Source organism: uncultured Clostridium sp., from assembly GCF_937920395.1.
Classification (GTDB): Bacteria; Bacillota; Clostridia; order Clostridiales; family Clostridiaceae; genus Clostridium_AD.
The window spans coordinates 1-13,431 of the sequence record NZ_CALEVF010000041.1; the positions used below are offsets into that span (position 1 = coordinate 1).

General features: G+C 29.7%; 12 protein-coding genes and 1 pseudogene. 5 read left to right on the forward strand and 8 right to left on the reverse strand.

All coding sequences use genetic code 11. The features are described 5' to 3' along the window. Both Q0649_RS04725 and Q0649_RS04730 read left to right on the forward strand, forming a co-directional pair. Positions 1–1,030: metal-dependent hydrolase (locus Q0649_RS04725; RefSeq protein WP_298838106.1), on the forward strand; the 1,030-nt coding region annotated here is incomplete at its 5' end. Between the two features lie 78 nt (positions 1,031–1,108). Next, complete coding sequence (locus Q0649_RS04730) at positions 1,109–1,831, forward strand: phosphatase (RefSeq protein ID WP_298838109.1); 723 nt, start codon at positions 1,109–1,111, stop codon at positions 1,829–1,831. 153 nt (positions 1,832–1,984) lie between these two features. Here the strand turns inward: Q0649_RS04730 and Q0649_RS04735 are convergent, their stop codons facing one another. Then, a complete protein-coding gene (locus Q0649_RS04735) occupies positions 1,985–2,314 on the reverse strand; it encodes a hypothetical protein (protein ID WP_298838112.1) in 330 nt (109 codons plus the stop codon). 301 nt (positions 2,315–2,615) lie between these two features. On the opposite strand from Q0649_RS04735, the gene Q0649_RS04740 reads away from it, so the two are divergent. The 3 genes from Q0649_RS04740 (at position 2,616) to Q0649_RS04750 (ending at position 5,969) form a co-directional block, all read left to right on the forward strand. Further along, complete coding sequence (locus Q0649_RS04740; RefSeq protein ID WP_298838115.1) at positions 2,616–3,986, forward strand: MBOAT family protein; 1,371 nt, start codon at positions 2,616–2,618, stop codon at positions 3,984–3,986. Positions 3,987–3,997: 11 nt separating this feature from the next. Next, positions 3,998–5,044: a hypothetical protein gene (locus Q0649_RS04745; RefSeq protein ID WP_298838118.1), complete on the forward strand. Its 1,047-nt coding sequence runs from the start codon at positions 3,998–4,000 to the stop codon at positions 5,042–5,044. A 79-nt stretch (positions 5,045–5,123) separates the two neighbouring features. Next, on the forward strand, positions 5,124–5,969 hold the full coding sequence (locus tag Q0649_RS04750) for a polysaccharide deacetylase family protein (RefSeq protein ID WP_298838121.1): 846 nt from the start codon (positions 5,124–5,126) through the stop codon (positions 5,967–5,969). Positions 5,970–5,981: 12 nt separating this feature from the next. Here Q0649_RS04750 and Q0649_RS04755 read toward each other — a convergent pair. The 7 genes and pseudogenes from Q0649_RS04755 to Q0649_RS04785 all read right to left on the reverse strand — a co-directional run. Next, a pseudogene (locus Q0649_RS04755) lies at positions 5,982–6,617 on the reverse strand (AEC family transporter); the annotation flags it as partial. A gap of 113 nt (positions 6,618–6,730) precedes the next feature. Then, positions 6,731–7,579, reverse strand: a complete 849-nt coding sequence (locus tag Q0649_RS04760) for an AraC family transcriptional regulator (RefSeq protein ID WP_298838126.1) — start codon at positions 7,577–7,579, stop codon at positions 6,731–6,733. A 53-nt stretch (positions 7,580–7,632) separates the two neighbouring features. After that, complete coding sequence (locus Q0649_RS04765; RefSeq protein WP_298838129.1) at positions 7,633–8,661, reverse strand: Gfo/Idh/MocA family protein; 1,029 nt, start codon at positions 8,659–8,661, stop codon at positions 7,633–7,635. A 21-nt stretch (positions 8,662–8,682) separates the two neighbouring features. Beyond that, a complete protein-coding gene (locus Q0649_RS04770) occupies positions 8,683–9,606 on the reverse strand; it encodes a sugar phosphate isomerase/epimerase (RefSeq protein ID WP_298838132.1) in 924 nt (307 codons plus the stop codon). A 1-nt stretch (position 9,607) separates the two neighbouring features. After that, complete coding sequence (locus Q0649_RS04775; RefSeq protein ID WP_298838135.1) at positions 9,608–10,363, reverse strand: sugar phosphate isomerase/epimerase; 756 nt, start codon at positions 10,361–10,363, stop codon at positions 9,608–9,610. A 29-nt stretch (positions 10,364–10,392) separates the two neighbouring features. Beyond that, the gene (locus tag Q0649_RS04780) at positions 10,393–11,478 is read right to left on the reverse strand and encodes a Gfo/Idh/MocA family protein (RefSeq protein WP_298838139.1); all 1,086 of its coding nucleotides are present in this window, start codon (positions 11,476–11,478) and stop codon (positions 10,393–10,395) included. Between the two features lie 264 nt (positions 11,479–11,742). Continuing rightward, complete coding sequence (locus Q0649_RS04785; RefSeq protein WP_298838141.1) at positions 11,743–13,431, reverse strand: alpha-glucosidase; 1,689 nt, start codon at positions 13,429–13,431, stop codon at positions 11,743–11,745.

The following is a 13,431-nucleotide window of genomic DNA, read 5'->3' on the forward strand; positions in this document are numbered from 1 at the left end:
ACATAAGATGAATGGGCGGTCACATCAAAAGATAGCAATGTTATCATACGCAATAACAGCAACAGTACCCATAATTAATTCAATGACACTATTCAATAATAAATATATTCATGTTTCAATGGGAATAAGTCTTGTAGGTCTTTGCACGGCATCTCTTGCTGGATTACTTGTTGATGCAGATAGTCAAAATAGTAAGATAAACCATATGAGTCCACTTACAGGTAGAAGTAATAAAGCAGTAAATAACATAGAAAAGCTATTAAAATTATTATTAAGATTATTTCTTGGTATTGGACTTTGTGCACTAACACTAATATATTCAACAGCGATTATATCGCAATTAACAAGAATAAACTTTATAGGTAGTTATTCTAAACTATATACATATTTTCTGGCCTTTATTTTTCTGGTTATAGGTATGTCTAATGAGAAAGTTTATAAGAAAATCCCTATAATTGGACTATTATATAAGAAGTTGTCATCATTAATAAATAAAGGATTAAATGATTTTAAAAAAACTAACATGTTTTTAACATATGTTGCATCAAGCGTTGTATTAGCGTTATACAACATATCAAATACGAATGATATATATATATATATTATCTGTGTCTTATTAATATGTATTGCTGTATTCCCTCATAGGAGTTTTTTACACTCAATTGAGGGAGTAATTGTTTTTACTATTTCAGCTTCATACATTTTTAATAAATTAGGTTATGAATATTTAACAGGATGTTTTTTTGTAGGATATATAAGCCATATTTATTGGGGTGATATATTTACAAAGGAAGGTGTACCAATCCTCTCTTCACCAAGATTTATTGCTTTATTATTGAAAAAAATAGGGATTCGTAATGATTTTGTTTGTATATTAGAAAAAGTAGGCAAATTTAAAGTTAAATTACCGCCTCATATTACAACCGGTTCTGATGCTGGAAATTTATTTGAAATAATCTATATTATAACATTGTTTATTCTAGTAGTAATAAGTCTAATTGTTTATGGTTGTAATTTCAGAGTAATATAAAACAATATGATTTTGGCATTAGTTTGAATCTTGGTATATAATTAAAGATATACAAATAGAAATTAAAGGAGATTTTTTATGAAATTTGTCGCAGATTTACATACACATACTGTAGTTAGTGGTCATGCGTATAGTACTTTAATGGAAAATGCAAAATATGCTAGTGAAATAGGTCTTAAAATATTAGGAGTTACAGACCATGGACCTAATATGCCTGGTGCTCCTGATGCTTGGTATTTTGGTAATTTTAAAGTACTCCCAAGAAAGTTGTTTGGAGTTAAAATGCTTTATGGATGCGAAGCAAATATAATTGATTCTGAAGGTAATTTAGATATTTCCTCGGAACTTCAACACAATCTCGATGTCATGATAATAAGTATGCATGAGCCTCTAATGGAAGGCGGAAAAAGTACAGACTTTAATACAGCAATTATTCTAAAAGCTATGGATAATCCTTATGTAAATATTTTGGGACACATGGGTAATCCAAAATTCCCTATTCATGAAGAAGAAATAGTTAAAAAAGCAAAGCAGAAAAATATATTAGTAGAAATAAATAACAGTTCTTTTGTATCTTCTAGAATAGGTAGTGACAAAAATTGTACTAATATTGCAAAACTTTGTATGGAATTTGGAGTAAAAATCATTGTAAATAGTGATGCTCATTTCTGTTATTCTATTGCAAATTTTTCTGTTGCTGAAAAGATGCTTACAGAAATACATATGCCTGAAGAACTTATTATTAATTCAACTGAAGAAAGATTAACAACATTTCTTAATGAAAAAGGTAGAAAGATCTAATATATTAACCTAACTAATTAAGCATATAAATATTGCGTTTTAAAACTATTATAACAAACAGAGCTTTGCAACTTTTATGCAAGCTATGTTTGTTATTTTTTAGTACTCTAAGTAAACTATATATGACTTTACTCTTTCATATTTTGTATGTTTTTACTCCTCTTTTTGTTTTTTTAATTCTAATCCATCAAGTGCTTTCTCCATTGCAACCCCTACATCGCCTACAACTTCATCACCGAATTCTTCCAAGGTATGTTTAATCTCATTTCTCTTAGTGTTTATATCTTCATTATCAGTTTTAGGCTCGGTGACATCAATATCATTTTTCTCCTCTATTCGGCTTTGAGCTAATAATCTTTTAGTAACCCCGCCTATAACAATACCTATAAGTGATAAGAGTGCAAAACCTTTTACTAAGTTTACCTTTTTTTTCTTTTTTTCTTTGTATTTATTGATTTTTGAAACTCCACTTAAATAATTCATAATAACCCTCCTAAATAAAATTAATATTTTTACAACGTTTCTTATATTGTTTCCCATTTTTATAAAAAAATTCTGTTAAATAAAAGAGTCTTTTTATTGTGTATTCTGTTATAATACATTTATTAGATATAAATTGTAGTATTATGTCTATAATTATCGTTTTTTAGTAGAAAGAAGGTATATGATGCTATTCACTTCAATAAAGTTCTTAATATTTTTTTTTATGGCTTCTATTTTATATTATGTACTACCACATAAATTTCAATGGTTTTGGCTGCTAATATGCAGTTATTTCTTTTATATGGTTTTAAATCCTAAATATGAAATATTAATAGCTGCATCAACTATCATCACATATTTAAGTGGTTTATTAATTGAAAATGCAAATAAAATAAGTAATGAAAAAAAATCTATTCAATTGAAAAAAATGTGGGTTTTCGCAAGCTTTTCTATTAATTTTGGTATATTATTTTTGTTCAAATATTATAATTTTTTTAATGAGAGTTTATCGCGGTTACTCCATGTATTTAGCATATCAAATCATGCACCATCTTTTGAATATTTACTGCCTTTAGGTATATCATTCTATACCCTTCAAGCTCTCAGCTATACTGTAGATGTTTATAGAAAAGATGTTCGTGCTGAAAAGAACATAGGAAAATTTGCTTTATTTGTATCATTCTTTCCTCAAGTAGTTGCAGGTCCTATTGAAAAATCTAAAAATATGTTACATCAATTTGACGAGAATCATAGTTTTAATTATGATAGAGTTAAAAACGGTCTATTGCTAATGTTATGGGGTGTTTTCATCAAAATAGTAATATCAGATAGATTAGCAGTACTTATTAACACTGTGTACAAAAGCCCTAATAACTATAAAGGTTTTACAATTTTTATAGCTACATTGTTTTTCAGTTTTCAAATTTACTGTGATTTTATGTCATATTCAGATATAGCAAGGGGTGCTGTAGAGGTCTTAGGTTTTAAGGTAACTAATAATTTTCACCAACCTTACTTATCAAAAACAATAAAAGAATTTTGGAGCAACTGGCACATATCACTAACTAGCTGGTTTAAAGACTATTTATATTTTCCACTAGGTGGAAATATATCTGGAAAATCAAGGGATAATTATAATATTATGATTGTATTCCTAATAAGTGGTTTATGGCATGGAGCTACCTTTAATTTTATTATTTGGGGTGGACTTCACGGAATTTATCAGATTACAGAGAATTTTACTAAACCCTTAAGAAAAAGAATAGTAAAAACTCTTAAAATTAAAACAGAAGTTTTTAGTTTTAAATTTTTTCAAGTATTTATAACTTTTATGCTTGTCAATTTTGCTTGGATATTTTTTAGAGCTAGTTCATTATCAACGGCTATAACAATAATTAAAAACATTTTTTATTTTAATCCTTGGGTACTTATTAATGGTTCTATTTTCAAACTGGGATTAGATTCAAAAGATTTTCAATTTGCACTTGTTGGTATAATTTTAGTTCTAACAGTAGATATATTGCGCCGAACAAAAAATTTACGAAATGTACTAGCAAAACAAAACATAATGTTTAGATGGATAACGTATGTAGGTGCAGCTTTAGTCATTTTAATTTTTGGATTGTATGGACCTGGATACAGCATGCAACAGTTTATCTATTCACAATTTTAGGAGGATTTTGCATGCTTAAAAAGTCATTTTTAAAAGGAATTAGTTTTGTAATTATATTATTGATCCTTATTGTAACTCTTGATTACATTTTTATTGTAAAAACAAATCATCGTGCTAAACTTACGCAAGGTTTATATACTAATACAGGCGATTCATTTGATGTGGTGTTATTAGGTTCAAGCCATATGGATGCTTTAATAAATCCAAACGTATTATGGAAACAGTTTGGAATAACAAGCTTTGACTACGCTACTGGAGGTCAACCAATAGATGTAACCTACTATTTATTAAAAGAAGTTTTGAAAAAGCATAAAAATCCGATCGTAGTAGTAGATTTATATTATTTAGGCTCAACTACTAAATTTGGTGACGAGGGTTATACAAGAACTGCTTTGGATAACATTAAGTTTTCTATGAATAAGGTACAAGCTATTCTTAATACTACACCAAATGACCAATGGCTCAATTATTTTTTTCCTATTTTCAAATATCATGATCGTTGGAAAGAACTAACAGAGACGGATTTTAATTTTGATACTGATGAAACATATTATAGAAAAGGCTTTAACGCTAGTCATGATTTGTATGGGAAAGCGAATGCTTCAAATTCTTTGACGACAGAAAAATCACCTCTTCCACCAAAGACTGAAGCATATTTAAATAAAATGATTGCTTTATCTAAAAAAGAAAAATTCAAATTAATTTTCACCAATGCTCCACATGATTATAGTCAAACATCTGGGTCAAAAATTTGGGTGAGTCAGCCTGCAAAGATGTTTAATAAGGTTGCTGAAATAACAAAATTAAATAACATTCCGTTTATTAATTATAACAAAATGACAATAGAATTAGGTTTTGATTTTAAAAAAGATATGGTTAACATTGGGCACCTAAATATCTTTGGATCCAATAAAGTTACAGTGAATTTTGGTAAATATTTAAAATCGAATTATAAATTATCAGATCATCGTAATGATAAAAAATATGAAAAATGGAATTCTGACTATATTCTTTATATCCATTCTGAAAAAGTTATTGATATTAAAAATTCTAAATAATGTTTATTTAGAATAAACGCATATTGTTTTCACATATCTACCATACTTATATTAAAATAAATATAAAATGGGGGATAATATGAATTTGCATAAAAAAACGCCATTAATAATTATAATTGCTATTCTAATAGGATCTATAGGTCTACTCTACAAATCTTATGGTTTGATTATACATAAAGAAATAACTACGATTAATGCAGCAAAAACAATTAAACAAGCTAGTGTAAAACCTGTTTTTATCCATAAATCTGTTGATTCTTTAAATAATATTAAAATACCAATCTTAATGTATCATTCTATAAGTTATGAAAAAGGAAATATACTTAGGCTTCCTAAAGTGAAATTTACAAGCCAAATGAAATACCTTAAAGATAACAATTATACAACAATAACCTTAGATGAGCTTTATAGCTATATGAAGACAGGGGGAAATTTACCGAGTAAACCTATAGTTATAACCTTTGATGATGGGTACAAGGATAACTATACGAATGCATATCCTATATTAAAAGAATTCAACCAAAAAGCTACTGTATTTGTAATTACTAATACTATTGACTACGACCAAAATTATTTAACTTCCAAAGAAATAAAATTAATGGATTCTAATAATGTAAGAATAGAAAGTCATACCTCATCTCATGAACACTTAGATAAAATATCATATATAGATAGTTTGAATACAATGAAAAATTCAAAAATGAAATTAGAAAAAATTTTAAATAGACAAATTGATTACATAGCATATCCTTATGGGGGATACACTCTAAATACTATAAAAGCTGCAAAACAAGCAGGTTATAAATTAGCTTTTTCAACAGAATTTGGTTTAATAGATAAAACTAACAATATTTATTCATTAGGTAGAATTTTTGTTAATTCAAATTTTACTCTTGAACAATTTAAAGCAAAATTGACTCAGTAAATTAATAATATTCTACAATAAGGCCATTAAGATCGGGATTACTATTAAAGTACCTACCGTTGAAATTGCTATCATTAATGAAGCAAAATCATAATCAGAATTGTAAGCCCTTGCGATTATAGCTGAATTTGCCATAACTGGCATAGCGGCCTGTATAACAAAAACTGATGCCATAAGATGTGGTATATGGAACACTGGTGCAATTAGTATTACAAGTATTGGTGATATCACAAATCTGCCTATTAATACCCAAATTATATCTAAACTAAATTTTACTGACTTTAAATCTACTAAATAAATAGATGCGCCGATAAAAAACATGGATAATGGAGTTGTAATACTTCCCAAGCTTTTACTTGTATCCATAAGAAATAAAGGCAATTTAACATTCAATAAAACTAGAAGTATTCCAAAAATAAAACCAATTAGCGGTAGAGATAATATTTTTCTGATAAATTTCATTGAAAACTTTTTTTTAGTTTCCATGTTTCCATCTTTAGTTATTTCATATACACCTATGGTCCAAAAGAATGTTGTATTAGCAATATAATAAAGTAATACATAAGGCACACTCTTTTCTCCAAATAATGCCAGATTAACTGGCAGACCCATAAATATCGTATTTGAATTAAAGAACATAGATACAAAAAGTCCACGCCTGTTATTTTTAACTTAGTCTACCATAGGCTATAACTGCTTACAATAAATTCAGATAATTTGGTGTAGCTATTACAAATGAATTATCGTTAAAATGCAAAAAACTATTTAACACGTTTCTTATATTGCATTGGGGCGCAACCTTTTAAGTTTTTAAATACTCTATTAAAAGTTTTAATGCTATTGAAACCTGACTTATATGCTACTTCCGTAATGGAGTCCTCTTCCTCCATAAGATGCCATTCCGCTTTAGTTATTCTAAAATTATTTAAATACTCAATAAATGTGACACCAGTGTTTTCTTTGAAAAATCTTGTGAAGTAATATAAACTAAAACCAGCAACCTTAGAAATCTCCTCCAGGTTAATATTAGTTTGATAGTATTTGTCTACATATTGAAATACTTTATCTAATCTTTGAAGCTTTTCGATTTGACGACTCTCAGCCTGCGCCGAATACTCACATTTAGGCATATATCTAATTAATATTCCAGCCAAGTCGTAAAGTCTAGCTTTCATAATAAGTTTATAGCCTTCTTTAGCAGCAGTATTCTCATTGATAAGTTGCTGTATTTGTTTTTCCATGAGGGTATGAATCTCAGTGCCTGGTGTTAAATATTTAGAATGAGTAAACATAGGTTTTATAGTTCTAATATCCTTTGATCCAGAAAGAAAAGCATCATAAATAGACATTCTAAACTGTATAACGGCCCTATTGCTGGGTTGCATTTCTTTCAAGAAGAAATGCACCTCTCCTGGACCTATTATTAATATTTCTCTCTTTTTAAGATGGTATAAATCATTACCTATTCCTACTTTAACACTACCTTCTACAAGATAAATAATTTCAATGTCTTCATGCCAATGATGAGGTGTGCTATCTAGGCCATCATTTAAAAATAATCTAAATGGGAAATCCGGTTCTAGTACTGTCTTTTCAAAACTACCACGCATAATCTCCTCCTACGTTTATTAAATATTAAAATATTTCTATGTTCTTAGAATTATTACAACTTAATTCTAACTCTTTTCCTTCCTGATTCATATATAGCGCATATCATTTTTTGAGTTTTTATTGCATCCTCTCCTGCTATATCAGGTTGTAATTCAGCACTAATAGATGCGTAATAATTTTTTATCTGTTTTGTATGGCTTGTTCCCCAATATCCCTTTGCTCCATTTCCATAATCAAAAGTATCATTCGGGTTATTATCTGCAATTAACTCTCTACCATCGTTAAATTTTATATCAGCTTTATCTCCCACCATATTAACCATACCTTTCTCACAATGAAGTTCAATTTTTACTGGTGCATCATAAGTATAATAATTAATGGCATGAAATGCAGTTACTACTCCGTTTTTATATTTAATAACCCCTTCTGCAGAATCCTCAACCTGAATAATTTTATGAGCTCTATTGCTTGTGTTTGCATCTATGTAATCAATGTCACTATTCACAAACCATCTCATAAGGTCCATGGTATGAATAGCTTGATCTATAATGACTCCACCACCTTCCATGTCCCAAGTACCCTTCCAGTCACTATTGCTATAGTATTCGTCTGTTCGTTTCCATGTGACTTCAAGTTTTCCTCCTAGTATCTCACCAAGTTCTCCTGATTTTAATGTATCTTTTATAAGTCTGGATCCAGGATTATATCTATTTTGAAATATAACTCCAAGTGTAACCTTATTATCTTTAGCAGTTTTAACCATAGCTTCTGCATCTGAGAGTTTTATAGACATAGGTTTCTCAGTTAATATATGCTTCCCAAGGTTAGAAGCGTATATTGCCACTTGTGCATGGAGGAAGTGTGGAAGACATATATGCACTACATCAATATCTTCCTTTGAAAGCATTTCCTTATAGTCAGTATAATAATTACACTTATATTGATCAGCTTTTGCCTTTGCCCTTTCCTCTTTAATGTCGCAAACTGAAACAATTTTTGCATTTTCAATTTCTTTTATAGATTGGGCATGCATGGGAAATATATTTCCACACCCAATAATAGCTACATTTAATATTTTCATATCAACATCTCCTAAATAACTCTATATTAATTTTTTAAGATAATCTATTCCAAGTTGTAGTCCTTCTTTAACCTTTTCTTCACTACCTTCATAAAGTGGGTCCTCATGTTCAATACTTACAACTCCGTCATATCCAATTTCTTTTAGCTCATTAATTAACGTTCCCCAATTAATATCTCCGAGTCCAGGCATTCTATATCTCCAATATCCAAAATCCTCATTGTTTACATTTAACTGTTTATTAAATATTCCATAAGTTCTTAATTTATCTTCAAACACCTGCGCATCTTTTGCATGCACATGAAATATTCTATTTTTGAATTCTTTTATTGGAGTTATATAGTCAATTAACATTGCATGTAAATGCGATGGATCATAATTTAATCCAAAATTCTTATTTGGAACTCTTCTAAACATTTCTCTCCATAACTCTGGTGTAAATGAAATAGTTCCTGGTACTCCTTTTTCTTGCCATCCGTTCATTTGACAATTTTCAATTACTACATTTATACCTCTATCTTCTGCGTATTTAACCAACTCTTTAAATACCACTTCAAACTCATCAAAATTTTCTTCTAAGGACTTGTCTGTATTTTTGCCAATAAAAGTTCCAACAGATGATACACCTAATAACACAGCGGCATCAACACATTTTTTAAAATGATTGTTGATAAATTTTCTTTTTTTAAGATCTCTATCTAAATTATTATCATAATAAGCAATTGAAGATATTGTAAGCCCATATTCTTTAAAATATAACTTTATTTCTTCCGCTTCAGCCTTTGTAAAATTAGCTACATCTATCTCACTTCCTGAATAATCACGACTATTAGTCCTTGGCCAACAAGAAAGTTCTAAAGCCTTAAACCCATGCTTACTTGCCCACTTTGCCTTTTCCTTTAGAGGAATCCCACCAAGGCAACCCGTTAATAATCCTATATACATATTAAATACCCTCCTCAACTAATTTCTTTAAATTTTTAAATCCAATTTCTACACTTACAAAACTTGGTTTGTTAAAAAATTCTTGTTCAACAATAAGCCATTTAGCCCCTTGTTTTTCAGATTCCATGATTATAGATTTAATATCCATAATTCCATTTCCAACTTCAGTTGAACGTTTTTCCCCATCTACTATTTCCATATCTTTTATATGAATAAGATCACAACGTCCTGCATGTTTTTTTATATATTCAACGGGGTCAAGCCCTGCATGTTTTACCCAATAAGTATCTATTTCGGCTTTCACAAGTTTAGCATTAGTATCTTTATATATAATATCTAATCCATATTCTCCATTAAATTTTTGAAATTCATGTCCATGATTATGATAACCTAGAAGTATTCCCTTTTCACTGCACTTTAGAGCTAAAGCATTAAGTGTTTCTGCCATCTTCTCATAATCATCCTTATTTTTATATGTAGCATAAGGACATATTATATAAGGATTACCGATTTCTAAACTATATTCTATAACTTTATCAATGTTATTCGTTAATTCAGCTAAACTTACATGACTTCCACAAACTTTAAGACCTAGTTCTTGAAGTAATACCTTAAGTTTTGAACTTGATAGACCACCGTATCCAGCAAATTCTACTCCGTTATACCCTATTTGTGATACTTTCTCTAACGAACGCGAAAAATTTTTCTCTGTTTCATCTTTAATACTATATAATTGAAGTGCTATTGGTAAACTCATAATCTACACCAACCTTTATTTATTATTTATTATTTATTAAAATAAACTGGCTCTCCGGTTTTTGATGACTCATATATTGCTTCTAAAATTTCTGTAACAACTAACGCTTGTTCAGGTTTTACTATTGGCTCCGTATCATATAAAATACAATCAATCCAAGATCTAGCTTCAACATCTGCTGGATCTTCAGAAATTCCTTCATTAAATGCAACTCCATTTGAACCAAAATCAACTTTAGTTTCATATAGCCTACCTAGATTTTCTCCATTTATTTTAAGACCATCAGTCATGTCAGCCCCACCCTCAGTTCCACATAGGCTTGTCTGAGCTTCTCCAACATCTAAGGTATTTAATGCCCAGCTTGATTCAATAACTATAGTAGCACCATTCTCCATAGTAATGAACCCAAATGCGGAATCTTCTACTGTAAATTTTTTTGGATCCCATGGACCCCATGCATTAGCAGCATTTTCTTTTTTACTTAGCTTATGATATACATTTCCCACAACATACTTAGGCTTATAATTGTCAAGCATCCAAAGCGTTAGATCTAAAGCATGAGTTCCAATGTCTATTAATGGTCCTCCTCCTTGCTCAAATTCATTTAAAAATACTCCCCAAGTTGGAACTGCTCTTCTTCTAATAGCATGTGCCTTTGCAAAATATATATCTCCAAGCCCACCATTTTCACATGTTGTTTTAAGATATCTAGAATCTGCTCTAAATCTATTTTGATATCCGATAGTAAGCTTTTTACCTGTTCTCTTTGCAGCCTCTAACATTTCTCTTGCTTCCTTAGAAGTCTTTGCCATTGGCTTTTCACACATAACGTGTTTACCAGCTTCCAATACATCAATTGTTATAACGCTATGTGATCTATTTGGAGTACAAACATGAACAACGTCAATAGTATCATCCTTTAGAAGATCTTTATAATCTACATAAACCTTCGCTCCATCGCTTCCATATTCTTTTGCAGCAGCCTCTGCTTTCTCTATTATTATATCGCAAAAAGCGACCATTTCTATTTCTGCTATCTTAGCGAGGCTCGGCATGTGTTTTCCATTAGCTATGCCCCCACATCCTATTATTCCAACTCTTAATTTCTTATCCATACAATCTCACCCTTTCTCTTTAATATATATTGGACTAGTTTTTAATTATCTATCGTTTACATTTACTATTTTATAACATTTCAACTTTAATTACTCCCCATGAATTGCTCAATACTTCTCATATATTGCTTTTTCAAGTTTTAGTTTATAAAAAAATATAAAGTTATGGTCATTTTTATAAGCTCTAGACCATAACTTTCTTATTATAATAAATCATTTATTAAAACTATATTAATGATAAAATAGTTACTAATATAAACTATTTTATAATTTATTTTTTAATAGGTATACTCTTGCTTCATAAGGTTTAAGCATAATTGTCTCTATTGATTCGGTAAGTACTATATAATTTGATATTAGAAGCTTTTTATGATCATATTTTATGCTATTAGGGATCGAAAATTTAGCAATATTTTCATAAAAATTACATATTACTAACAACATTTCATCATTTAATTTCCTTGTATATGCATAAATATCCTTGTTATCTTCTAGAATTAAATTATAATCTCCATATACAATTATTTCATGTGTCTTTCGTAACATTATAAGTTTTTTATAATAATTAAAGATTGAATTTTCATCATCTAATTGCGCCTGTGCATTAATATATTTGTAGTTTGGGTTTACCTTTATCCACGGAGTTCCATCTGTAAAACCTGCATTATTTTTGTCGTCCCACTGAAATGGTGTTCTAGCATTATCTCTACCCCTCTTATAAATGGCATCCATAATATCATCATGGCTCTTTTTACCGCCTTTTGTGAAATCTTTATAAGCATTTAGAGTTTCTATATCTCTATAATCATTAATACTATGGAATTTCACATTAGTCATACCTATTTCCTCACCTTGATAAATATATGGAGTACCTGTAAGCATATGAAGAAAAGTCGCTAACATTTTAGCAGATTCAATTCTATATCTACTGTCATTTCCAAAACGAGAAACCATTCTTGGTTGGTCATGGTTATTTAAGTAAAGACTATTCCAACCCTTACCCTCAAGCTTGCTTTGCCATTTTGACATAATGGTTTTAAATTCACCAAGGTCAAAAGTTGTTTTGCCCCATTTTCCTTCGGGTCCATCACCCACACTCATATGTTCAAATTCAAACACCATGTTTAGTTCATTCCTATCTTCACCAACATATTGAATTGCTTGTGAAGGCGTAACATCCGGAGCTTCACCAACAGTTATGATATCATACTTACTTAATACTTCTTTGTTCATTTCTCGTAAATAATCATGAACTTTTGGATGATTCCTACTAAAATTACCTGGATCCGCAAAGCTACTAATTCCATTAATAATACTATCGGGATAGCTTTGATCTTTTCCAATCATATTAATAACATCCATACGAAAGCCATCAATTCCTTTTTCTAACCACCATTTCATCATACCAAATATTTCTTTTCTTAGGTTTTTGTTTTCCCAGTTTAAATCCGGTTGTTTTTTTGAAAATAAGTGTAGGTAATACATTTGTGTTTGAGGATCTAATTCCCAAGCAGATCCTCCAAAACAACCTCCCCAATTATTTGGTGGTAATCCATCTTTTCCGTTCCTCCAAATGTAATAATCTCTATATTTATTTGTTTTTGATTTCTTACTTTCAATAAACCATTGATGTTCATCAGAGCTATGATTTATTACAAGATCCATCATTATCTTAATTTTTCTTTCATGTGCCTCTTCTAGCAATATATCAAAATCTTCTATGGTTCCGAATTCTTTCATTATTCCCTGGTAGTTACTTATATCATATCCATTATCGTCATTTGGAGATTCATAAACAGGAGATAACCATAGTACATCAATTCCAAGTTTCTTAAGATAACCAAGTTTTTCGGTTATTCCTCTCAAGTCTCCAATGCCATCTCCATCACTATCTTTAAAGCTTCTTGGGTAAATTTGATAAACTACGCTTTCTTTCCACCAATATTTATTCAT

Excerpts from the sequence above, each read along its gene's own strand:
- Q0649_RS04730 (WP_298838109.1), top strand. The coding sequence starts at position 1,109 with ATGAAATTTGTCGCAGATTTACATACACATACTGTAGTTAGTGGTCAT.
- Q0649_RS04735 (WP_298838112.1), bottom strand. The coding sequence starts at position 2,314 with ATGAATTATTTAAGTGGAGTTTCAAAAATCAATAAATACAAAGAAAAA.
- Q0649_RS04740 (WP_298838115.1), top strand. The coding sequence starts at position 2,616 with ATGGTTTTAAATCCTAAATATGAAATATTAATAGCTGCATCAACTATC.
- Q0649_RS04745 (WP_298838118.1), top strand. The coding sequence starts at position 3,998 with ATGCTTAAAAAGTCATTTTTAAAAGGAATTAGTTTTGTAATTATATTA.
- Q0649_RS04750 (WP_298838121.1), top strand. The coding sequence starts at position 5,124 with ATGAATTTGCATAAAAAAACGCCATTAATAATTATAATTGCTATTCTA.
- Q0649_RS04760 (WP_298838126.1), bottom strand. The coding sequence starts at position 7,579 with ATGCGTGGTAGTTTTGAAAAGACAGTACTAGAACCGGATTTCCCATTT.
- Q0649_RS04765 (WP_298838129.1), bottom strand. The coding sequence starts at position 8,661 with ATGAAAATATTAAATGTAGCTATTATTGGGTGTGGAAATATATTTCCC.
- Q0649_RS04770 (WP_298838132.1), bottom strand. The coding sequence starts at position 9,606 with ATGTATATAGGATTATTAACGGGTTGCCTTGGTGGGATTCCTCTAAAG.
- Q0649_RS04775 (WP_298838135.1), bottom strand. The coding sequence starts at position 10,363 with ATGAGTTTACCAATAGCACTTCAATTATATAGTATTAAAGATGAAACA.
- Q0649_RS04780 (WP_298838139.1), bottom strand. The coding sequence starts at position 11,478 with ATGGATAAGAAATTAAGAGTTGGAATAATAGGATGTGGGGGCATAGCT.
- Q0649_RS04785 (WP_298838141.1), bottom strand. The coding sequence starts at position 13,431 with ATGAATAAATATTGGTGGAAAGAAAGCGTAGTTTATCAAATTTACCCA.